Genomic DNA, 21,751 nt, shown 5'->3' with positions numbered 1-21,751 from the left:
GCACGAGCGCACTCAAAAGCTGGCGCACGCGTCATGTTTTTGCGCGCTCCGAGTCGCCGACTCCAACTGCCGGATCTCCGGCCTCGAACAAATCCTCGAGAACCACCGCACGCCGCGGAGGCTTGAAGCCCATGTGGAGATACGCCTTGTTGGTGACCATGCGACCGCGCGCGCTGCGCACCAGGAACCCCTGCTGGATCAGAAACGGTTCGAGGACGTCCTCGATCGTGCCGCGTTCCTCCGAGAGCGCCGCGGCAAGCGAGTCGACGCCGACAGGCCCCCCCTCGAAGTTCTCGATGATGGTGCTGAGGAGTCGACGGTCGAGAGCGTCGAACCCTTCCGCGTCGACTTTCAGCATCGCGAGCGCGGCTGCGGCCACCTCGGCGGTGATCGTCCCGTCAGCCTTGACCTCCGCATAATCGCGCACACGCCGAAGAAGCCGGTTAGCGATGCGCGGTGTGCCGCGTGCGCGCCGCGCAATTTCGCGCGCGCCTTCGGCATCGCAGGCAATGCCGAGGATCTTCGCCGCGCGGCGTACGATCGCTGCGAGTTCGATTGCGCTGTAGAACTCCAGCCGCTGCACGATTCCGAAACGGTCACGCAGCGGCGCGGTGAGCAACCCTGCACGCGTGGTTGCGCCGATCAGAGTGAACGGCGGCAGGTCAAGCTTGATCGAGCGCGCCGCCGGGCCTTCGCCAATCATGATGTCGATCTGGAAGTCTTCCAGGGCTGGATACAGAACTTCTTCGACAATCGGCGAGAGCCGGTGGATCTCGTCGACGAACAGCACATCGCGCGGTTGCAGATTGGTCAGCAACGCGGCGAGATCGCCGGGGCGTTCGAGAACAGGACCCGAGGTCGATCGCAGGTTGACGCCGAGCTCGTTCGCGATCACGTGCGAAAGGGTGGTCTTGCCGAGGCCGGGCGGCCCGAAAATCAGCACGTGATCAAGCGCTTCACCGCGACGCCTTGCCGCCTCGATATAGATCGACATCTGCTCCCGCACCACTTCCTGCCCGAGATATTCGGCCAGCCGCTGCGGACGGATCGTCGCCTCGACGAGATCGTCTTCACGGTTGGCGCTGGGCGAGGTGATGCGGTCGGGCATAGGGGCGGAATTCGAATTTTGCGAGTGGACGATTATCGGCGCGCGGGGATTGCAACAGTGCGCGATGCGCTCACGACACACACCCCGCGTTCAGGTTTGCCAATGTGCGGCTTGGAAACCAACGGCCGGATGCGTGCGGCCGGCGATCAGATTTCCACTTGCGTTCCCAGCTCGATCAACCGGTTTCCGGGAATCTGGAAAAAGGCAGTCGCAGGAATCGCATTGCGTTGCATGAACGCAAAGATGCGGTCACGCCACAGCGCCATCCCCGGCCGGTCCGTCGCGACGATGCTTTCTCGGCTGAGGAAGAACGTGGTGTCCATCATGTCGAATGGCAGGCCGCATTCATTGATGCCTGCCAGCGCCTGAGGCACGTTGGGATCTTCGACGAAACCGAATCGCAACGTCGCACGGAAGAACTTGTCGCCGAGCGCTTCGACCTCGATGCGTTCGTTGGGCTCGGCAATCGGTGTGTCGACAGCGTCCACCGTGAGGATCACGTTGCGCTCATGCAGAACTTTGTTGTGCTTGAGGTTGTGCAGCAACGCGTGCGGCACGCCGGCCTGGTTCGCGGTCAGGAAAACCGCTGTACCGGACACGCGCAACGGAGGATGCGCAACGATCGAGGAAATGAACGGCTCGAGCGCCAGTCCGCCCTGGCGAATCTCGCGCATGACCAACTCGCGCCCACGCCGCCATGTCGCCATCATCGTGAAAATCACGCCGCCGAGCACCAGCGGGAACCAGCCGCCGTGCTCGACCTTGTCCGCGTTCGCCGTAAGGAACGCAAGATCCACGAACAGGAACAGCGCGCCGACAACGCCCACCTGAAGGCGCGTCCAGTGCCACATGCGCCGGAAGACGATCATCACGAGAATCGAGTCGATCGTCATGGTGCCGACCACCGCAATGCCATAGGCGGCGCCAAGATTGTCGGATGAGCGGAACCCGACCACGACGGCGAGCGTCAGGACCATCAGCATCCGATTGATCCACGGCAGATAGATCTGCCCCATCTGCTCGCGCGAGGTATGGCGTACCTGCATGCGTGGCAGGAAGCCGAGCGAAATGGCCTCACGCGTCACCGAGAAAGCACCGGAAATCACTGCCTGCGACGCGATCACCGCGGCGGCGGTGGCGAGGATCAGCATCGGCACCAGAAGCATTGAAGGAACCATCAGGTACAGCGGATTGGCCGCCGCATTCGGATCGGCGATCAACAGAGCGCCCTGCCCGAAGTAGTTGAGCACGAGCGAGGGCAACACGAACGCGAACCACGACCGGCGGATCGGCGCTTTGCCGAAATGGCCCATGTCGGCGTACAGCGCTTCCGCACCGGTGATGGCGAGGATCACCGTGCCGAGCGCAAAGAATGCGGTCCAGCGCGCGTGAATGAAGAACTCGACCGCGTAGTACGGCGACAGAGCGCGAAGGACCGCCGGGTTTTGGCCGACGTGCCAGATCCCGAGCACGGCAAGGGTGAGGAACCACAGGATCATCACCGGCGCAAACACCGCGCCGACGCGACCGGTGCCGTATTTCTGGAACGAGAACAGCAGAACGATGATCACCGCGGAGGCCGGCACCACCCAGTGTTCAAATCCAGGTGCAAGGATCTCAAGACCCTCGACTGCACCGAGCACCGAGATCGCCGGCGTGATGACGCCGTCGCCGAAAAACAGCGCGGCCCCGAACAACCCCAGCACCACAATCCACCAGCGCGCCCGCGCACTTGAACGCACGCTGCGCTGGGCAAGCGCGGTCAGCGCCATGATGCCGCCCTCGCCCTTGTTGTCGGCGCGCATGATGAAGCCGGCATATTTGACGGACACAACGAGGATCAGCGACCAGAAGATCAGCGACAACACGCCGAGCACGTTTGCCTCGGTCGGAGCGACGCCGTGCTCGCCGAAGGTCTGCTTGATGGTGTAAAGCGGGCTGGTGCCGATGTCGCCATAGACGACGCCGATGGCACCGAGCACCAGCGTTCGCATGCGCGTGCGTGTTTCGCCGTCGCCGGACTCGTGACTCATGAACTCGATCCTCGAAATGGATTCAACGCAACGCCGCCTTCAAGGCCTTGCGGATGATGTCTTCGGCGCGGTCGCCCGGTGCCGCGGCGTCGCGCACGAGGCGCGTGACTTCGGCCGGCTTGTACCCGAGCGTCTGCAGCGCGACGGTGGCTTCACTGACCGGATCCTGTGGCACCGAGCCGTCGGTGGAGAACGGCATGCCGCTGGCAAGTCCGTCGACCCGATCGCGCAGTTCCACCACCATGCGTTCGGCCGTTTTTTTGCCGACGCCGGGTATGCGCGTCAGCGCCGCAATGTCGCCGGTCTGTACCAGTCGTGCGAATTCATCCACGCTGGAACCCGACAACACGGCGAGCGAAATCTTCGCGCCGACCCCGCTCACTTTCTGCAGGGTGCGAAACAGGCTGCGTTCGGCTTCTCGCAAGAATCCATACAGCACGACCGTATCTTCGCGCTGCGTGTAGTGCGTGCAGAGGCTCACTTCGCGGCCGATTTCGGGCAGGTCATAGAACGTCGACATCGGAGCTTCAAGTTCGTAGCCGACTCCGCCGACATCCACCACGATCCACGGCGGCTGCTTCGCCGTCAGTATTCCCTTCAGTCGGCCGATCATCGTCTGCGCCTCCAGGCACTGCGTGGTATTCCGATTCGCTGGATGCTGGCTCGCGTGTGCGCATGCGCGAGCGCAATCGCCAGCGCGTCCGCCGCATCCGCCTGCAGGCGTCCGGAAAGGTTGAGCAGGATGCCGACCATATGCTGAACCTGCGTCTTGTCGCCGGCACCGGTGCCGACCACCGCCTGCTTGACCTCGCGTGCGGCGTACTCCGTCACGCCAACGCCGTGATGCACGATCGCGCAGATGGCCGCGCCGCGCGCCTGTCCGAGCTTGAGCGCCGAATCGGGGTTGCGTGCCATGAATACGCGCTCGATCGCCGCCTCTTGCGGCGCGTATTCGGCAATCACCGCACCAAGCTCGTCGAAGATCTGCTTCAGGCGACCGGCAAAGTCGTCGCAGCCGAGTAGATTCAACGCGGAGTGGAACACATGCCTGGACTTGCCGCTGGCATCGACATCGATGATGCCAATGCCGGTGCGCTGGCTGCCGGGGTCGATGCCGATGATGCGGACTGTCAAGCCGGAATCAGAACGTGGGGAACCGGGAATCGGGACGACCACGATGTCAGGCCGCCAAAGTTTGCGAGCGAGCGAAGCGAACGATCAGCGCGCATGTGAAGGGGTCTTTCACCCGATGAATCGGCGCATCAGCATGCATTGCAGGGTGCCTGGGAATGCCGAAGGCGCGACGCGCACAGTCTACCAGTACGCATGCAGGAATCACGCCGCACGCTCGCTGAAACAACCGTCGCGCAGGAACCCGACTGTCAGCTCGACGACCTCGGTCGAAAACAACAGGCCGGTGTGCGACGTATCGACGGTACGGTGATCTGCAATGCCCTCCAGCTGCGTCTCGGCCACTGAAACGGTGCCGTCGTGCGGAGCTGCCAGCGCTCCGATGGCCGCGCCAATCCCGAAGGGCAATCGTCCCGCGACGACGCCGACACGGCGCGAATCGATCCAGGGACGGACACCAGCGAGCAATGGATCCGCGCTGTGACCGAGCAGGATTTTCCCACCGGGAATCGCCGCCAACCCGCGTGCAACTGCGCTGCCGAGCAACGGTGGTCCGAGGCAAACGATGCGCCCTTGCGGCAGGCCGCCCGACTCGCGCGCGGCTTCGAGCGCCACCAGCGAACCCAGGCTGTGACCGACCAGATGCACGGCTGGTGCATCGCTCGCCAGCATGCGTTCGCGCAACCGCTGCACGGCAGGCGCGATTCCGCGGAAGACGCTGGCGTAGTCGATCGTCTCGACCGTATAGCCTGCCGCGCGCAATCGCCGGGCGAGCGGGAGCAGCGTGATGCCGCGCATCCAGATGCCGTGGAGCAGGATCACATGGTCATTCATTGGCGTTCGCGAACTTTTTTCGAAGCAGACCAGACCACGACAATCCCCACTTTATCCCGCGCGCTTTTCCTATTCTCGCGAAGCGGGCGACCCGACGAGTACGCGCCGCTGTTCCTTCCCCTGCGCAGCGGGGGAAGGTGCCGAAGGCGGATGGGGGCGCTCTTGATTGTGCACTCCCACGAAAAGCACCCTCTTCCGCCTTCCGGGCACCGTTCCCCGATTCGCCGGGGAACGATTTGATGGAGGGCGTGCGATGCGCTGGTCGAATCGAATGGAGATGACCTGCCGGTTGAATGGCGGCACCGCGACGCAAGGACACGTCGGCTGGTCGGGGTTCCAACGTCGTGCGCTTGGTTCACCTGGCTGTAGAGCATCGCGGCTGAGGCCGCTCCCACATGCCTAGATTTCTTTCTTCGGCAGCACGACCTGCACGTGCAGGTCGCGCAACTGCACCTCGGGAACCGTCGACGGCGCCGCGGTCATCAGATCCTGCGCGCTGGTGGTTTTCGGGAACGCGATCACGTCGCGAATCGACTCTGTGCCGGCAATCAGGGCTGCGATGCGATCGATACCGAACGCGATACCGCCATGCGGTGGCGCACCGAACTTCAGGGCTTCGAGCAGGAAGCCGAATTTCGCTTTCGCCTCGTCCGCACCGATGCCGAGCAGGTCGAACACCGCGCTCTGCATGTCGGAGCGATGGATACGGATCGAGCCGCCGCCGATCTCGTTGCCGTTGAGCACCATGTCATAGCCTCGCGACACCGAGATTTTCGCGTTGGCACGCAGGTCCGCAACGTCGTCGACCTTGGGCGCGGTGAACGGATGATGCAGCGCGACGTAGCGCTGCGCCTCGTCGTCATATTCGAACATCGGGAAGTCGACCACCCAGAGCGGCTTCCACGTGTTCTCGACCAATCCGCGATCGCGGCCGATCCTGATGCGCAGCGCGCCCATGAAGTTGGAAACGGTGATGTACGCACCGGCACCGAACAGCAGCAGGTCGCCGCTCTGCGCACCCAGCAGATCGAGCAGCGCGGTCAACGTTGCATCATCGAGAAATTTCGCGATCGGCGAGTTGAGACCTTCGCGGCCTTTCGATCGGTCATCGACACGGATCCACGCCAGTCCCTTGGCTCCATACTTCGCCGCATGCACGCCGAGCTCGTCGATCTGCTTGCGCGTCATGTCGGCGCCGCCGGCGACACGAAGTGCGGCGACACGGCTACCGGGGTTGTTGGCCGCTTCGGCAAACACCTTGAACTCGACGTGTCGCACCGCGTCGGCCACATCGACCAGTTCGAGCGGAATGCGCAGATCCGGTTTGTCGGAACCGAAGCGGCGCATCGCCTCGGCATAGGTGATGCGCGGAAACGAGGGATCGAGCTCGACGTCGGCGATCTCCTTGAAGATCGCGCGGATCATGTCTTCGACCGCATCCTGCACGTCGCGCTCCTCGACAAACGCGAACTCCATGTCGAGCTGGGTGAATTCCGGCTGCCGGTCGGCACGCAGGTCTTCATCTCGGAAGCAGCGGGCGATCTGGTAGTAGCGGTCAAAGCCGGCAACCATCAGCAACTGCTTGAACAGCTGCGGCGACTGCGGAAGCGCATAGAACTCGCCGGGATGTACACGACTCGGCACGAGGTAGTCCCGAGCTCCCTCGGGCGTCGCCTTCGTGAGGATCGGCGTCTCGATGTCCTGGAAGCCCTTGTCATCGAGATAGCGGCGCAGCGCGGAAACGAGTTTCGTGCGCATGCGCATCGCGCGCTGCATGTCGGGACGCCGCAGATCGAGATAGCGGTATTTGAGCTTGAGGTCTTCGTTGGTGGTCTCGTGCAGCACGAACGGGAGATCGCGCGCCGCGTTCAACACCTCGATCCGGTTGGCGAGCACTTCAACCGTGCCGGTGCGCACGCGGTCGTTGACGCTGACGCGCCGCCGTACGCTGCCGGTGACGCGCAGACAATACTCGTAGCCGACTTCGCTGGCGGTCTTGAACGCGTCGGCGTTGTCCGGGTCGACGACGACTTGCAGCAGACCCTCGTGGTCGCGCAGATCGATGAAGATCACGCCGCCGTGGTCGCGCCGGGTATCGACCCAGCCACACAACACCACGGTCTGCTCGAGAAGTGCCTCGTCGACGAGGCCGCAATAATGGGTACGCATGACACTCCGCGAAGCGCGATCAGGACAAGGCGCGGCATGCTACGGAGGAAGTTGCTGCGCTGCAATGTCAGCGCGCGCAAGGCATGCGGAAAGACTGGAGAGTACACAGCAAAACGCCCGCCGAAGCGGGCGTTTGCCTGACCTATCAAGGATCAATCAACGCCAGCGACGATCGACCCGGAAAACCGCTTCGCAGCCGCCATCGACCCACACGCCGGCCCGGTTTGATCCGAACGTGCGCCCCTCGACGCAACGCGTCTTGGAGATCTGGCGCTCGACGCGCACGTTGCCACCGCGACCGGTATCGACCTGGCACAACTTGTACCCGTAGCCTTCACTCGCACACTGCACGCGAATGGTCTTGTCCCAGCCCGCGCCTGGACGCCAGTCACCACCGCCTGCACTTGGACCCGGTCCGCCGGGACCTGGGCCATTGTCACCACCCTCCCAGCGGCGCGAGATGCGGAACACACCTTCGCAGCCCTCGTTGACCCAGACACCCGCACGATTGAAGCCCCAGGTGCGGCCTTCTTCGCAGCGCGTCTTGGAAATCTGGTTGACCAGCTGCACACGACTGCCGCGCCCCGTGTCGACCTGGCACATGTTGTAGCCGTAGCCCTCGCTCGCGCAGCGCACCTCGATGTCCCGGTTCCAGTCGTTGCCGGGACGCCAGCCATTCTGGGCCGATGTCAGCGATCCGACGGTTCCGGAAATCTGACGAGCGTCCTGCGCAGACGCAAAGGACGCGACGCCGAACGACATCGCACAGGCGACGACACACATTGAAATTCGTTTCATGGATCAAACTCCCCGTTAAGACGCTGGCGAGTCTAGAACACGGGCATGAACGGCAGGCAACGCGGTGCGCAGATCAGTGATCGGTCTTCGTGTCCTTCGGCTTTGGTGCCGGTGCAGGAGCCGGCGCCGGCGCCGGCGTCGCTGCCGCTGGCGCATCGGCCTTCGGCGTTTCCTTCGTCTCCCCCTTTGCAACCGGGGCGTCGTCGCTGGCAACGAGGTTGCGCTTGGTATCGCCTTCCTTCTTGAAGTCCGTTTCGTACCACCCGCTGCCGGCGAGACGGAAAGCCGGCGCGGTCAGCCGTCGCTTGATGGTCTCCTGCTGGCATTCCGGACACTGCGTCGGATCCGCATCGGAAAGCTTCTGCAACCGCTCGAACACGGTTCCGCAGGAGGTGCACTCAAATTCGTAGATCGGCATGGTCGCGGCGTCGGAAAGCGGTCTTCGGGGCCGCACTATGCGTGTGCACGGCGGAATTGCAAGCGGTCGCGCACCGACCGGTCAGGCCGGCACGCGTTCGAACACCAGGCGGCCGTCGCGCGCATCGACCGCGACACCGTCTCCTGGCTGGAAGCGGCCTTCGAGGATCTCCCGCGCGAGCGGGTTCTCCAATTGTTGCTGGATCGCACGTTTGAGCGGACGCGCTCCATACACCGGATCGAATCCGAGATTGCCGAGAAGGTCCAGCGCAGTGTCGGAGATCTCGAACTTCAACTGACGCTCGGCCAGCCGCTTGGCGAGATAGCCGGTCTGGATCCGGGCGATCGCACGGATCTGCCGCTTGTCGAGTGCGCGGAACACGACGAGTTCGTCAAGGCGGTTGATGAACTCCGGCCGGAAGTGCGCCTGCACGACGCCCATGACCGAGGCCTTCATCTTCGTGTACTCCTCCTCCGACTCGGCGTCGACACCGTTGTCGGACATTTCCTGGATGTACTGCGACCCGAGATTCGACGTCATCACGATGACCGTGTTGCGGAAGTCCACGGTACGGCCCTGGCCATCCGTCAGGCGGCCATCGTCGAGCACCTGCAGCAGGATATTGAACACATCCTGGTGCGCCTTTTCCACTTCATCGAGAAGAATCACGCTGTACGGACGCCGCCGCACCGCCTCGGTGAGATAACCGCCTTCCTCGTAGCCGACGTAGCCCGGCGGCGCTCCGATCAGCCGGCTGACCGAGTGCTTCTCCATGAACTCGCTCATGTCGATCCGCACCATCGCATCGTTGCTGTCGAACAGGAACTCGGCAAGCGCCTTGCACAGCTCGGTCTTGCCGACGCCGGTGGGACCGAGAAACAGGAACGATCCGTTCGGACGATTCGGATCGGACAGCCCCGCGCGCGAACGCCGGATCGCATCGCTGACTGCGCGGACGGCCTCATCCTGCCCGACGACACGACGATGCAGTTCGTCTTCCATACGCAGGAGTTTTTCGCGCTCCCCCTCGAGCATCTTCGACACCGGAATGCCGGTCCAGCGTGCGACGACCTCGGCGATCTCCTCGGCAGTGACCTTGTCCTGCAGCAGCGTGAAGCCCTTGTTTTCCGCTTCCTGTGCGGTCTTGAGCTGCTTTTCCAGTTCCGGAATCGTGCCGTACTGGATCTCGCTCATCCGGGCGTAGTCCTGCCCGCGCTGCGCGGCCTCGAGTTCGAGTCGCGCCGCTTCGATCTGTTCCTTCACGCGTGTCACGCCCTGGAGCGTTGCCTTCTCGGATTTCCACACTTCTTCCAGATCCGAATAGTCGCGGCCGAGCACGTCGATCTCCTTCTCGAGATCGGCGAGCCGCTGCTTCGATTCGCTGTCCTTTTCCTTCTTCAACGCCTCACGCTGGATCTTCAGCTGGATCAGCCGGCGCTCCTTGCGATCGAGTTCTTCCGGCTTCGAATCGATTTCCATGCGGATGCGTGACGCCGCCTCGTCCATCAGGTCGATGGCCTTGTCCGGCAACTGGCGGTCCGCAATGTACCGATGCGACAGCGTGGCCGCCGCGACGATCGCCGGATCCGTGATCTCGACCCCGTGGTGCACCGCGTACTTCTCCTTGAGTCCGCGCAGGATCGCGATGGTGTCCTCGACGCTCGGCTCGCCGACGAAGACCTTCTGGAAGCGCCGCTCGAGCGCGGCGTCCTTTTCGATGTACTTGCGGTATTCGTCGAGCGTGGTCGCACCGATGCAATGCAGCTCGCCGCGCGCAAGCGCAGGCTTGAGCATGTTGCCGGCATCCATCGACCCTTCCGCCTTGCCGGCACCAACCACCGTGTGCAATTCGTCGATGAAGAGGATCACCTGCCCTTCCTGCTTCGCCAGATCGTTCAACACGCCCTTCAGCCGCTCCTCGAACTCGCCGCGGAATTTGGCGCCGGCGATCAACGCGCCCATGTCGAGCGACAGCACGCGCTTGCCACGCAGGCCTTCGGGCACTTCGTCGTTGATGATGCGCTGGGCGAGGCCTTCGACGATTGCGGTCTTGCCGACGCCGGGCTCGCCGATCAGTACCGGATTGTTCTTCGTGCGCCGCTGCAGCACCTGGATCACGCGACGGATTTCCTCGTCGCGACCGATCACCGGATCGAGCTTGCCCTTTTCCGAACGCGCGGTCAGGTCGATGGTGTATTTCTCCAGCGCCTGGCGCTGTTCTTCGGCATTTTCCGATTGCACTTTTTCACCTCCACGCATCTTGTCGATTGCCGCTTCGATCGCCGCCTTGTTCGCTCCCGTCGCCTTCAGCGCCGCACCGGCTTCGCCCTTGTCGTCCAGCGCCGCGAGCACGAACAACTCTGACGCAATGAACTGGTCGCCGCGTTGCTGCGCAAGCTTGTCGGTGACGTTGAGCAGGCGGTTGAGTTCATTGGACACATTGATGTTGCCCTCCTGACCGGCCACCTTCGGCAGCGCAGCGAGCATCTGCGCAACGCGCGCGCGCAATGCCGTCACATCGACGCCGGCCTGCGCGAGCAGCGGCGCTGTGGAACCGCCTGGCTGTTCCAGCAATGCGGACAGGAGGTGCGCAGGCTCCATGAAATTGTTGTCGCGCCCGACGGCCAGCGATTGCGCGTCGGCCAGCGCCTGCTGGAACCGTGAGGTCAGTTTGTCCATGCGCATGCGCGCGATCTCCAAAGCGTTCGAATGCGCCTGTAAGTGCGGCCGCCAGAGAGCCGATGCAAGCGAATCAGTCGAGAAAGCGCGCGCGCTGTCCGGGAGTTGGCAGGAAACACGTGTCGTGACGGCCAAACCAGCGATAGCGGTTGCGGGCAATCGTGCGGTAGATGCGATCACGAAAAGCCCGCGGCAGCCAGCCCAGCAGGTGGGCGATTCGCCAGATGCCGCCGAGCCCGCTGACCACGCGACGGATGGCGTCGGTGTCTGTCCACGCGATCCCGTCGTCAATCAGCAGGAACGAATTGGGATCGTCCGGATCGAGCCCGTGCGCGCTCAGCAACGCGCGACCGGCAGGAGTCTGCATCGCCGCGAACCGATAGCGCTCCTGGCGATCGTGTCGCAGCAGGAAACGCACCCAGCCGTTACACAACGCGCAGACGCCGTCGAAGACGATGATCGGCCCGCCGGCGCCCGGGAAATCACTCGACATCGAGCCACCCGCGATAGCGCAGCAGGAAACCGACGATGGGCAAGGTCGCGTGAACATCGAAGTGATAGCGTCCCGACTCCTCATGTTCGCGCGCCCCGACCTGTGCAAACGCACGGCCTGGGAGCGGCACGCCGAGGCACCGGGCACCCACGGCCCGCCATGCCAAGGCGCCGTCTTCCACGCGTATCACGAATTGCAGCGTGACGGCACCGATCCGCTCGTGCAGCAGGCCGTTGCCCACCCAGAGCACCGACGTCATCGTCCGCTGGCCAAAACGACGGGTCCAGCGTTCCGCCTCGCCTTCGTCATCAATGCGGATTTCGATGGCACCGCGTCCGGCAGGTGGAAGACGCATGACCCATCTGCACAGTGCAGCCAGGATTCCGCGACCGTGCTCGACATCCACCTCGCCGCGATAACGTCTCCCGGTGTCACCGACGTGCAGCCGTGAAACGCACGGCGCGAGCGTCGCCCGTCGAAGTCCGGGCAACCGCTCGAAAACGGGCGAACTCACGGCGCCATCCACACCAGCGTCGCCATGCGGCCGCTACGCTGGTCGCGGCGATGCGAATAGAACCGCGCAGCGTCGGAGATCGTGCAGAGCTCGCCGCCTGATACGCAACCAGGGTTCACCCCGACGTCGTCGAGCCGCTGGCGTGCGAGCGTGTACAGATCGGCATTCCAATGGCCCGACCGCGTCGACGCAAACGCATCGATCGCGCTGGGGTTGTGCGCCAGGAACGCGTCGCGCACGGTCGCATCGACTTCGTACGCCAACGGACCGGCCGCAGGGCCGAGCCAGGCATGCAGGTCCGCGCTCGACGTGTGCATCGCGGCGACTGTCGCTTCGATCACGCCGGCGCACAATCCACCCCAGCCTGCATGCGCGACCGCGACCTCACGTCCATCGGCAGCCGCAAGAACCACTGGAAGGCAATCGGCTGTCAACACCGCAAGAACGTGGCCGGGAACCCGGGTGACTGCGGCGTCGCCTTCCGGTTCGTCAAACCCCGGATCGTCGACGACCTGGATTCCATGCACCTGATGCAGCCACCGCGGCGGCGCAGGCAAGTCGAGCAAGCCGAGCAGCGCAGCGCGATTGGCCGCGACTGCTCGAGGATCATCGCCGCAGCGCGATCCCAGATTGAACCGATCAAACGGCGCGATTGATCGACCCGCCAGATTCCGCGTGGTCACCCGCGCCCGCACATTGGCCGGCGCGTTCCAGTCGGGCAGCAGCGCAGACAGCGCCATCAGCGGCTTCTCCGTCTCGCGAATACGTTATCGGAGGTTCCGCGCAGGGGAGTCTTGCCGCTGCGCAACGGGCAACCGCGACGCCGGCGGAACGCGGCGCTCTTGATCGTGCGCTCCCACAAAGAGCGCCCCCTTCCGCCCTCCGGGCACCTTCCCCCGCTGCGCAGGGGAAGGATGTCTCCGATGAGTGGCATCGACTGCGTGCCGGTGCTGGGCAGGGGAACACGTTTTGTTCGTGTCGCCGCGTCTCGCTCCTCGATCATATGCCGCGCAACCAGCATCGAGTGCGCGTTGCTTTTCCTTCCCCTGCGCAGCGGGGGAAGGTGCCGCAGGCGGAAGGGGGCGCTCTTGATCCTGAGCGTCCGGGACGATGCCCTTGCCGAGTCCATCTCAGGTCGGATTGACCCGCGCATCAGCGCGCAGCGCGGCGAGCAATGCTTCCATATCGGCGGGACGTTCGGCTTCGACGGCGATCGTCTTGGCGGATTTCGGATGCGCGAATTCGAGTCGCTCTGCATGCAGCGCCTGACGCTTGAACGCGCGCAACGCGGCGACAAATTCGGGGCTTGCTCCCTTCGGCAACTTGAGCAGGCCGCCGTACTGCGAATCGCCGAGCAGCGGATGGCGGACATGCGCCATGTGCACGCGGATCTGGTGCGTGCGGCCGGTTTCCAGCCGGCATTCCACGAGGGTCATCGCTCGGAATCGTTCGCGCACGCGGTAATGCGTGACGGCGTCGCGTCCGTCTTCGCGCACCGCCTGCTTGAGCCGGTCCTGTGGATGCCGCCCGATCGCCGCATCCACTCGACCGCCGGAGATCATCGAGCCGTACACGATCGCCGCATACTGTCGATGCACCGCACGTGCGGTCAGTTGTTCGACCAGCGAGGTGTGCGCGCGCAAGGTGCGTGCCACCACCATCAGGCCGGAGGTGTCCTTGTCGAGCCGGTGGACGATGCCGCCGCGCGGAATCTCCGCAAGCTTCGGGTCGTGGTGGAGCAACGCATTCTGCAGGGTGCCGTTGGCATTCCCCGCACCGGGATGGACGACGAGGCCCGCTGGTTTGTTGACGACGAGCACGTCCTTGTCCTCGTGCCGGATGTCGAGCGCGATGTCCTCCGCCTGCGCGCCGATCTCGCGTTCCATGCGTACGATGAGCGACACGGTTTCGCCGCCGCGAAGAATCTGGCGCGGCGCAACCGGGGCTCCATCGAGCAGCGCGGCGCCGGATTTGATCCATGTGGTCAGGCGTGAACGGGAGTAATCCGGGAACAACTCGGCCAGGGCCTGATCGAACCGCCGGCCCGCCAGCTCAAACGGAACCGTAACATTCAGGCTGGATTCGGCATCTGTCACGGGGCAATCCTGTCAGTCGCGCGTTTCCAGCGCAGGCGGGGTTCGGGGTATGATCGGCGACTGGACGCGGCGCGATGAGGCGCCGGTCGCTTGCACGAATCAGGCATCACAAGGCGCGGAGACCGTTCTTTACGGTACGGAATACCCCGCCGGGTCCACCCATCCCTTCATCATCGCAGAGCCTGCCACCCGCATGCGAGTCTCCCCAGCATTCCGTTTCATCTCGCGTACCACCCTTCTCGCGCTTCTGGTCGTGGTGGCGGGCTGTTCCCTCTTCCATCGCGGCAAGAAAGGCGATCCGATGGATACCCAGACGGTGGAGCAGCTTTATCAGCAAGGAATCGAAGCGATCGAGTCGGGCAACAACGACTACGCGATCCGCACGTTCCAGCGCCTCACGTCCCGCTTTCCGTTTGGCCCGTACACCGAGCAGTCCCAGCTGGACCTCGCTTACGCCCAGTACAAGTCGGACAAGGCGGACGAGGCGTATTCGACCATCAACCGCTTCATCAAGACGTACCCCACCAACAAACACGTCGACTATGCGTTCTATCTGCGCGGCCTGATCAACTTCGACCGCTCCGGCGGGTTTCTCGAGCAGTACGTCGGCGAGGACATGACGCAGCGCGACCAGTCGAATCTGCGCCAGTCGTTCGACGACTTCGGAGCTCTGCTGAGCCGGTACCCGCAAAGCCGATACGCCGAAGACGGTCGCCAGCGCATGGTGTTCCTGCGCAACACGATGGCGCAATCGCAGCTCAACATCGCGCTGTTCTACCTGAAACGCGAAGCGTATGTGGCTGCCGCCAACCGCGCCAAATCGATCATCGAAACGTTTCCGCAATCGGAACAGGCCGGCAGCGCGTTGGCCGTGATGGCGCAGAGCTACAAGATGCTCGGCCAGGACAAACTGGCCGACGATGCCGAGCGCGTGCTCAAGCTCAACTACCCGAACCACCCGTTCTTCGAAGGCCGCTGGCCGCACTATCGCTCGAACTGGTGGAAGCTGATTCCGCTGACCAATCGCGGCACGTCGCGCCAGGGCAGCTGAGCGCACCCCTCAGTTTAGCGACCCACCACTGGCGAAGGTCAGCGCCATCCCGAGGTGATCGGATACCGTCGCTCGCGCCCGAACGCACGGCGCGAAATCTTCGGACCGGGCGCCGCCTGCTGGCGCTTCCATTCGCTGATCCGCACCAGCTGGATCACGCGATCCACCACCTCCGCGTCGAAACCTGCGCCGACGATCTCGTCGCGTGACTGCTCGTTATCGACATGGCGCGCGAGGATGGCGTCGAGCACGTCGTAGGGCGGCAATGAATCCTGGTCGGTCTGGTTGTCACGCAACTCGGCCGATGGAGCGCGTTCGATCACCGCAGGCGGAATCACCGGTGCACCGGCGATCGCGTTTCGCCAGTTGGCGAGCGCGTAGACATCGGTCTTGTACAGATCCTTGATCGGCGCGTATCCGCCGCACATGTCGCCGTAGATCGTTGCATAGCCCACGGCGTACTCGCTCTTGTTGCCGGTGGTCAGCACAAGACCGCCGAAGCGGTTCGACAACGCCATCAGGATCGCGCCGCGCGAACGCGACTGCAGGTTCTCGAACGCCACATCCGAACCTGCCGCCGGTGGACGTGGATCGAAGTCCGCAAACACCGGCGCGAGCGCGTCGACGAAACCGGTGAACGGAGACTCGATCGGGACGGTGATGATGCGCACGCCCAGTGCCTTTGCCTGTTCGTCCGCGAGATCGTTGCTCATGCCCGACGTGAATCGGGACGGCAGCCTGACGCCGGTGACGTTGTCCGCACCGAGCGCGTCCACCGCGATCGCAAGAACGATTGCGGAATCGATGCCGCCGGAAAGACCGATCCATACACTGGTGAAGCCGTTCTTGGCGCAGTAGTCGCGCGTGCCGCGCACAACGGCGCGCCACGCCAGCGAGTCGCGGGACTCGTCGGTCTCGAAGGTCCATGCAAGCGGCGTGAATGTGCGGGTCTCGGCGTCGAAGTCCGCGACGAGCCAGTGGTCCTCGAACGCGCGCGCGGCCGCATGGACGCGGCCATCGCCGTCGGCCAGCACGGAGCCGCCGTCGAACACCAGCGCATCCTGCCCACCCACCACATTCACGTAGGCAATTCCAACGCCAGTGTCGAGGCTGCGGGACGCGAGCAGCGCATCGCGTTGCGCATGTTTTCCACATTCGAACGGCGATGCGTTCGGTACCAGCACCAGCTGCGCACCGGCGTTCGCGGTCCCGGCGATCGGCTCCGGAAACCACAGGTCCTCGCAAATGACCAGTCCGACGCGCACGCCCGCAACGTCGAAGACGCAGTTGCCGCCGTCCGGATCGACCTCGAAATAGCGGCGCTCGTCGAACACCGCGTAATTGGGCAGTTCGCGCTTGCGGTACGTCGTCTCGACGGCGCCGTCACGGAGCACGCTCGCAGCGTTGTACACCACCGAACCTGCCGCCTGCGGCCAGCCGACAACCGCGGTGATGCCGCGCACGCCGCTCGCGATGCGCTGCATCGCGGCGTCGCATTCGGCGAGGAACGCGGGTCGCATCAACAGGTCTTCCGGCGGATAGCCACTCAATGCGAGCTCGGGAAACAACACCAGGTCGGCACCGTGTGCATCACGTGCCTCGGCGATGAGCGCAGCGATGCGTTCGGCATTGCGTGCGACAGCACCGACCGGAAAATCAAACTGGGCGAGAGCAATCTTCAGAGGCATCGACGCGTCGCTGGTGTGGGTCAGGGCGCCGCGACTTGCGAAGGCTCCGGTCCAATCGCGTGAACCGGGTCCGTCAATGCAATCGCGGTGGCGGCGATTGTAGCGGGCCCTGCACGTCAACCGTCGACCGAATGAGCGGAAGGCGCAGCCGTGAAGCCAGCGCCAACACCGCGCGCTCCGTGCTACCCCAGAACGAACACGCCAACGGCGGCAGTCGCAGTGTTCCCGTGTCCGTCGCTGATGGTGTATTCGAACTGATCCAGATTGAGCGCGCCCGCATTGGGAGTGTAGATGATGGTGTTTCCCGAAATGACGGCCGTGCCCTGGGTGGGGCTGGTCACATTGATCACCGTCAGCGTATCCCCGTCCGGATCGCTGTCGTTCGCCAACACTGCAATCGTCACTGGGGTTGCGGACGGCGTCGTCACCACATCGGCCACCGCGACCGGCGGCTGGTTTGGCACAGGCGCGACGACCACCGCGACGAATGCAGTGGCGGTGCCGCCGCGCCCGTCGCTGATCGCATAGGCGAACCGGTCGATGCCGCTGAAACCGGCGTCGGGCGTGTACGTCACCACGGTTCCCGAGATGACCGCCACGCCGGTCAACGGCGCGTTCACCGCGGCGATCGACAGCACGTCGCCATCGGGATCGCTGTCGTTTGCCAGCACCGCAATCTGCACCGGCTGGCCGAATGCGGTGTTGGCCGTGTCGTCGACTGCCACCGGCGGCTGATTGGGCGCTGCACCAATGGTGACCGTTACAGTGGCCGTTGCGACACCGCCGCGTCCGTCGCTGATGGTGTACGTGAAGCGATCGGTGCTGGTCGCACCAAAAGCACCCGGCGTGAAGATCACGCTGGCTCCCGAGATCACGGCCGTTCCACCCCCGACCGGTGCCGTCACCGCAGTGATGGTCAGCGAATCGCCGTCCGGATCGCTGTCGTTGGACAACACCGCGATCGTCACTGGCTGCCCGAACAACGTGGTCGCGACATCATCGACAGCGACCGGCGGCTGGTTCGGTGCAGCGCTCACCGTGACGGTGACGGTTGCCGTGGCGGTGCCGCCTCGGCCATCGCTGATCGTGTAGGTCAATGGCGGTGGCTGTGCACCGTTCGCGATTGGCGCCGGTGTGTACAACACGTTGCCGCCGGTGATCACCGCCGTGCCGCCGCCCGGTGGAACCGTCACCGACGTGATTGCCAATGGATCGCCGTCAGGGTCGGAGTCGTTGGCGAGCACCGCGATGGACACCGGTTGGCCAAACGCCGTTGTCGCGGTGTCGTTCACGGCGACAGGCGGACGGTTCGGTTGTGCGGCGACGGTGACCGTCACGCTGGCGGACGCCGTACCACCGCGCCCGTCGCTGATGGTGTACAGGAAGATGTCGATGCCGGCGTAGCCAGCCGCGGGTGTGTAGATCACGCTGGATCCCGACACCACTGCACTGCCGTGCGCGGGTGCGGTAATGGAAACGAGCGACAGCGCGTCGCCATCCGGATCGATGTCGTTGCCCAGCACGGCAACCGTCGTCGGAGCGCCGAATCCTGCATTGGCTGCATCGTCGCGCGCCACCGGAAGCCGGTTCACACGAGGCGCAATGACCACGCTGACCGTCGCCGTCGACGTGCCGCCGCGTCCGTCGCTGATCGTGTAGGTGAAGAGGTCGTTGCCGCTGAAGCCGGGCTCGGGCGTGTAGGTGACTTGCGTTCCGGACAGCACGACCGTGCCGTGCTGCGCGGTCCCGACACCGGTGATGCTGATTGCGTCGCCATCCGGATCGGTATCGTTGGCCAGCACAGCGATCGTTGCGGGTTGACCGAACGCCGCGTTGGCGGTGTCGTTGCGCGCCACCGGCGCCTGGTTCGGCCGACCGGCCACAGTGACTGTGACCAGCGCGCTGCCGCTGCCGCTGCGCCCGTCGCTGGCGGTGTACCGGAAACTGTCGGAGCCGCTGAAGCCCGCCGACGGCGTGTAGATGATCTGCGTGCCGGCGATCGTCGCCGTTCCGTGCGCGGGCTGCGTCACCGCGGTCAACGCAAGCGGATCGTTGTCGGGATCACTGTCGTTGGCCAGCACTGCAATCGTCACCGTCTGGTCGGCGGCGGTGCTCGCGCTGTCATCGTGCAGCAACGGAAAGCGGTTGGTGTATTGCTTGGGTCCGCGCGTCACGCCCACGGTCTGAGAGCGCTGCACGCGGTACGACTCGACCACACGCGGATGCGCGCTCGATGGCCGTCCGAGCGACCGCGCAACCCATGCCGGATCCTCCGATGCGCCCGCTGCAACGAACGATCCGTGTCCACCGAATTCGTAGCGCAGGAAGACCGAGAGCCGGTCGTCGGTGCCGGGGTCAAGCCCACCATGTTTGCTGACGTGCTCGCCGAGTGCGGACAAACCCCAACCGCGCGTGCCGAGTGGCGTATCGAGTCCGATCGACACTGTGTTCGCGCTCGCGCCGTCACCGTCCTGCACGCTGGCGCCGCCGTGAACGCGCATCGCCAGTGGTTCGAACACGTGGCTGACCTGCAATCCCAGCTCGCCGCCGTAGGGTTTGCTCGAGAACAGCGTTTCGACGGTGGTGGTTTCGATCTGGTCGAAATTGCCGATCGCATCACTGCCCGACACTGTCGTCGCATCACTGTGCAGCGCACTGCCGGCAGTGCGTGCCGAGCTGATGCCGTGCGCAAGATAGCCTTCGATCGAAAAATCGCGCCGTTCGACGCCGAAGCCAACGGTCGCCTTGCGATCGTGGTCCGCATTCTGGTCCATCGCGAACGACAGGCGCGCGACCATCGCAGCGTCGGGCCGCTCGCGCGCTTCCTGCGCGGTCATGCCCCACAGCCAGTTGTAGTCGGACTGCAGGCCGCCGGCACCGGTCCGGTCCCACCACAACTGACCGACCAGCGCACGCTCGTTGTTGCGCGCGAACACGCCGAGCAACTGGCCCTCGGTCTGTCCTTCTCGATTGATGCCGAGCGACACACTGCCATCGTTGCCGACATAGTTGAGCGGCACCGACGGATCGGTCACGGATGGCACGCCATCAGTCGACGGCGGCATGGTCTGGGCAGACAGCGCGGCAACGAACGACGCGGCAGCCAGCAACGCAATCAAACGACGCATGCCCCCTCCCATGGAACGCTCGCGACGCCGGGGCATCGTACCCCAGTTGGCTCCGGCGTGGGGCTGAAAGTCCAACGTTGGTCAAGCCCCCCCCGACTTCGTCAAAGAGCGCGTCGCTCAGGCATTGACGAGGTTCGACAAGATGTCGGCAAGCACGGCATCGGTCCGCTGGAGCACGTCGTCGTTCCAGAATGGGAGAACTTTGAAATCCTGCGATCGTAGCCACGCGTCACGCGACGAATCGGTGGTGGAACAGAGGCGCTGGCTGCCGTCCATTTCGACCACGAGACGCGCTTCGAGACAGACGGAATCGACGATGTACGCGCCGAGCGGGTGCTGCCGACGGAAACGAAACCCAGCGAGATGGCCTCGGCGCAGGTAAAACCACAGCCGGGTTTCCGCGCCAGTCAGGCTCCGCCGCAATCCCCGGGCGAATGTTGTTTTTGCGCCGTTGCGCATGTGGAAACCGTCCTTGGCTTCGTGTGATAGAGCGCCCCCTTCCGCCTCCGGCACCTTCCCCCGCTGCGCAGGGGAAGGAGATCAACAGCGACTCGACCTTCGCCTTTCCTCCCCGTCAACATCGAGTCGACGTTTGCTGTTCCTTCCCCTGCGAAGCGGGGGAAGGTGCCCGGAGGGCGGAACGGGGCCGCTCTTGATCTTGATCGAAGCCTCGCCTACTTCATCTTCGCAGCAAGGGTCTTGCCCAGGTCCGCCGGCGACTTCACCGTCGTCACACCTGCTTTCTCGAGTGCCGCGAACTTCATCGCCGCGGTGCCCTTGCCGCCCGAAATGATCGCTCCCGCATGGCCCATACGTTTGCCGGCCGGTGCGGACGCGCCCGCGATGAAAGCCACGACCGGCTTCGTCACGTATTCGGCAATGAAGTCGGCTGCATCTTCTTCGGCGCTTCCACCGATTTCGCCGACCATGATGATGCCTTCGGTCTGCGGGTCGTCCTGGAACAGACGCAGGCAGTCGATGAAGCTCAAGCCGTTGATCGGGTCGCCGCCGATGCCGATGCAGGTGGACTGGCCGAGTCCGACGTTCGTCGTCTGGAACACCGCCTCATAGGTGAGCGTGCCCGAGCGCGACACGATGCCGACCTTGCCCGGCTTGTGGATGTGCCCCGGCATGATGCCGATCTTGCACTCGCCCGGCGTGATGATGCCGGGGCAGTTCGGCCCGATCAGCACGGTGTCCGGATAGCCTTTCAGCACGTTCTTCACGCGCAGCATGTCGAGCACCGGGATGCCTTCGGTGATCGTCACGATGATCTTCACGCCCGCGTCAGCCGCTTCGAGGATCGCATCGGCGGCGAACGGCGGCGGCACGAAGATCATCGATGCATCCGCGCCGGTGTCGTTCACCGCATCGAGCACCGTGTTGTAGACCGGCAGCCCGATGTGCTGGCTGCCGCCCTTGCCCGGCGTCACGCCGCCGACCAGTTTGGTGCCGTATTCCAGCGCCTGTTCGGAGTGGAACGTGCCCTGCTGGCCGGTGAAGCCCTGGGTGATCACTTTCGTGTTCTTGTTGACCAAAACGCTCATGAATCGATCCTCGAATAACGATGTGCAGGAGCGGCTTCAGCCGCGATGCTTTTTGTGGTGCTTG

18 protein-coding genes are annotated in these 21,751 nt (G+C 64.3%); 1 reads left to right on the top strand and 17 read right to left on the bottom strand.

The features are described from left to right. Positions 1-31 precede the first annotated feature (31 nt). The 13 genes from ruvB to rluD all read right to left on the bottom strand — a co-directional run bounded on the left by ruvB (position 32) and on the right by rluD (position 14,273). The gene (gene ruvB / locus ABIV12_RS14230) at positions 32-1,108 is read right to left on the bottom strand and encodes a Holliday junction branch migration DNA helicase RuvB (RefSeq protein WP_348060442.1); all 1,077 of its coding nucleotides are present in this window, start codon (positions 1,106-1,108) and stop codon (positions 32-34) included. A 146-nt stretch (positions 1,109-1,254) separates the two neighbouring features. Beyond that, the gene (locus ABIV12_RS14225; RefSeq protein ID WP_348060440.1) at positions 1,255-3,141 is read right to left on the bottom strand and encodes a potassium transporter Kup; all 1,887 of its coding nucleotides are present in this window, start codon (positions 3,139-3,141) and stop codon (positions 1,255-1,257) included. A 22-nt stretch (positions 3,142-3,163) separates the two neighbouring features. After that, entirely contained in the window at positions 3,164-3,754 is a 591-nt protein-coding gene (ruvA, locus tag ABIV12_RS14220) for a Holliday junction branch migration protein RuvA (protein ID WP_348060438.1), read from the bottom strand. Next, a complete protein-coding gene (gene ruvC / locus ABIV12_RS14215; protein WP_348060436.1) occupies positions 3,751-4,275 on the bottom strand; it encodes a crossover junction endodeoxyribonuclease RuvC in 525 nt (174 codons plus the stop codon). Before ruvC ends, ruvA begins: the two co-directional genes overlap by 4 nt. A gap of 201 nt (positions 4,276-4,476) precedes the next feature. Beyond that, positions 4,477-5,106, bottom strand: coding sequence for a lipase family protein (locus tag ABIV12_RS14210; protein WP_348060434.1), 630 nt, complete (start codon positions 5,104-5,106; stop codon positions 4,477-4,479). 399 nt (positions 5,107-5,505) lie between these two features. After that, positions 5,506-7,275, bottom strand: a complete 1,770-nt coding sequence (gene aspS, locus ABIV12_RS14205) for an aspartate--tRNA ligase (protein ID WP_348060432.1) — start codon at positions 7,273-7,275, stop codon at positions 5,506-5,508. A 156-nt stretch (positions 7,276-7,431) separates the two neighbouring features. Continuing rightward, positions 7,432-8,073 (bottom strand): DUF3011 domain-containing protein, encoded by a 642-nt coding sequence (locus ABIV12_RS14200; RefSeq protein WP_348060430.1) that lies wholly within the window; start codon positions 8,071-8,073, stop codon positions 7,432-7,434. A 73-nt stretch (positions 8,074-8,146) separates the two neighbouring features. Beyond that, on the bottom strand, positions 8,147-8,491 hold the full coding sequence (locus tag ABIV12_RS14195) for a zinc ribbon domain-containing protein (protein WP_348060428.1): 345 nt from the start codon (positions 8,489-8,491) through the stop codon (positions 8,147-8,149). An 81-nt stretch (positions 8,492-8,572) separates the two neighbouring features. Further along, on the bottom strand, positions 8,573-11,176 hold the full coding sequence (gene clpB, locus ABIV12_RS14190) for an ATP-dependent chaperone ClpB (RefSeq protein WP_348060427.1): 2,604 nt from the start codon (positions 11,174-11,176) through the stop codon (positions 8,573-8,575). A gap of 67 nt (positions 11,177-11,243) precedes the next feature. Next, on the bottom strand, positions 11,244-11,663 hold the full coding sequence (locus ABIV12_RS14185) for a thiol-disulfide oxidoreductase DCC family protein (protein WP_348060425.1): 420 nt from the start codon (positions 11,661-11,663) through the stop codon (positions 11,244-11,246). Continuing rightward, the gene (locus tag ABIV12_RS14180; RefSeq protein ID WP_348060423.1) at positions 11,653-12,177 is read right to left on the bottom strand and encodes a DUF4166 domain-containing protein; all 525 of its coding nucleotides are present in this window, start codon (positions 12,175-12,177) and stop codon (positions 11,653-11,655) included. Before ABIV12_RS14180 ends, ABIV12_RS14185 begins: the two co-directional genes overlap by 11 nt. Then, on the bottom strand, positions 12,174-12,917 hold the full coding sequence (gene pgeF, locus ABIV12_RS14175) for a peptidoglycan editing factor PgeF (RefSeq protein WP_348060421.1): 744 nt from the start codon (positions 12,915-12,917) through the stop codon (positions 12,174-12,176). Before pgeF ends, ABIV12_RS14180 begins: the two co-directional genes overlap by 4 nt. A 390-nt stretch (positions 12,918-13,307) precedes the next feature. Continuing rightward, entirely contained in the window at positions 13,308-14,273 is a 966-nt protein-coding gene (gene rluD / locus ABIV12_RS14170) for a 23S rRNA pseudouridine(1911/1915/1917) synthase RluD (RefSeq protein ID WP_348060419.1), read from the bottom strand. Positions 14,274-14,466: 193 nt separating this feature from the next. On the opposite strand from rluD, the gene ABIV12_RS14165 reads away from it, so the two are divergent. After that, on the top strand, positions 14,467-15,324 hold the full coding sequence (locus tag ABIV12_RS14165) for an outer membrane protein assembly factor BamD (protein WP_348060417.1): 858 nt from the start codon (positions 14,467-14,469) through the stop codon (positions 15,322-15,324). A 38-nt stretch (positions 15,325-15,362) separates the two neighbouring features. On the opposite strand, the gene ABIV12_RS14160 is transcribed toward ABIV12_RS14165, so the two are convergent. The 4 genes from ABIV12_RS14160 to sucD all read right to left on the bottom strand — a co-directional run bounded on the left by ABIV12_RS14160 (position 15,363) and on the right by sucD (position 21,687). Further along, entirely contained in the window at positions 15,363-17,012 is a 1,650-nt protein-coding gene (locus tag ABIV12_RS14160) for an NAD+ synthase (RefSeq protein ID WP_348060415.1), read from the bottom strand. Positions 17,013-17,194: 182 nt separating this feature from the next. Beyond that, on the bottom strand, positions 17,195-20,140 hold the full coding sequence (locus tag ABIV12_RS14155; RefSeq protein ID WP_348060413.1) for an Ig-like domain-containing protein: 2,946 nt from the start codon (positions 20,138-20,140) through the stop codon (positions 17,195-17,197). A gap of 117 nt (positions 20,141-20,257) precedes the next feature. Further along, positions 20,258-20,599: a DUF559 domain-containing protein gene (locus ABIV12_RS14150; protein ID WP_348060411.1), complete on the bottom strand. Its 342-nt coding sequence runs from the start codon at positions 20,597-20,599 to the stop codon at positions 20,258-20,260. A 215-nt stretch (positions 20,600-20,814) separates the two neighbouring features. Further along, a complete protein-coding gene (sucD, locus tag ABIV12_RS14145; protein WP_348060409.1) occupies positions 20,815-21,687 on the bottom strand; it encodes a succinate--CoA ligase subunit alpha in 873 nt (290 codons plus the stop codon). Positions 21,688-21,751 lie beyond the last annotated feature (64 nt).

The organism is Dokdonella sp., assembly GCF_039926425.1.
Classification (GTDB): Bacteria; Pseudomonadota; Gammaproteobacteria; order Xanthomonadales; family Rhodanobacteraceae; genus Dokdonella_A.
The sequence above is the reverse complement of the archived record's forward strand: the minus strand, read 5'-3'. Positions and strand labels throughout refer to the sequence as shown.

Excerpts from the sequence above, each read along its gene's own strand:
- ruvB (WP_348060442.1), bottom strand. The coding sequence starts at position 1,108 with ATGCCCGACCGCATCACCTCGCCCAGCGCCAACCGTGAAGACGATCTC.
- ABIV12_RS14225 (WP_348060440.1), bottom strand. The coding sequence starts at position 3,141 with ATGAGTCACGAGTCCGGCGACGGCGAAACACGCACGCGCATGCGAACG.
- ruvA (WP_348060438.1), bottom strand. The coding sequence starts at position 3,754 with ATGATCGGCCGACTGAAGGGAATACTGACGGCGAAGCAGCCGCCGTGG.
- ABIV12_RS14210 (WP_348060434.1), bottom strand. The coding sequence starts at position 5,106 with ATGAATGACCATGTGATCCTGCTCCACGGCATCTGGATGCGCGGCATC.
- aspS (WP_348060432.1), bottom strand. The coding sequence starts at position 7,275 with ATGCGTACCCATTATTGCGGCCTCGTCGACGAGGCACTTCTCGAGCAG.
- ABIV12_RS14200 (WP_348060430.1), bottom strand. The coding sequence starts at position 8,073 with ATGAAACGAATTTCAATGTGTGTCGTCGCCTGTGCGATGTCGTTCGGC.
- ABIV12_RS14195 (WP_348060428.1), bottom strand. The coding sequence starts at position 8,491 with ATGCCGATCTACGAATTTGAGTGCACCTCCTGCGGAACCGTGTTCGAG.
- clpB (WP_348060427.1), bottom strand. The coding sequence starts at position 11,176 with ATGCGCATGGACAAACTGACCTCACGGTTCCAGCAGGCGCTGGCCGAC.
- ABIV12_RS14185 (WP_348060425.1), bottom strand. The coding sequence starts at position 11,663 with ATGTCGAGTGATTTCCCGGGCGCCGGCGGGCCGATCATCGTCTTCGAC.
- pgeF (WP_348060421.1), bottom strand. The coding sequence starts at position 12,917 with ATGGCGCTGTCTGCGCTGCTGCCCGACTGGAACGCGCCGGCCAATGTG.
- ABIV12_RS14165 (WP_348060417.1), top strand. The coding sequence starts at position 14,467 with ATGCGAGTCTCCCCAGCATTCCGTTTCATCTCGCGTACCACCCTTCTC.
- ABIV12_RS14160 (WP_348060415.1), bottom strand. The coding sequence starts at position 17,012 with ATGCCTCTGAAGATTGCTCTCGCCCAGTTTGATTTTCCGGTCGGTGCT.
- ABIV12_RS14155 (WP_348060413.1), bottom strand. The coding sequence starts at position 20,140 with ATGCGTCGTTTGATTGCGTTGCTGGCTGCCGCGTCGTTCGTTGCCGCG.
- ABIV12_RS14150 (WP_348060411.1), bottom strand. The coding sequence starts at position 20,599 with ATGCGCAACGGCGCAAAAACAACATTCGCCCGGGGATTGCGGCGGAGC.
- sucD (WP_348060409.1), bottom strand. The coding sequence starts at position 21,687 with ATGAGCGTTTTGGTCAACAAGAACACGAAAGTGATCACCCAGGGCTTC.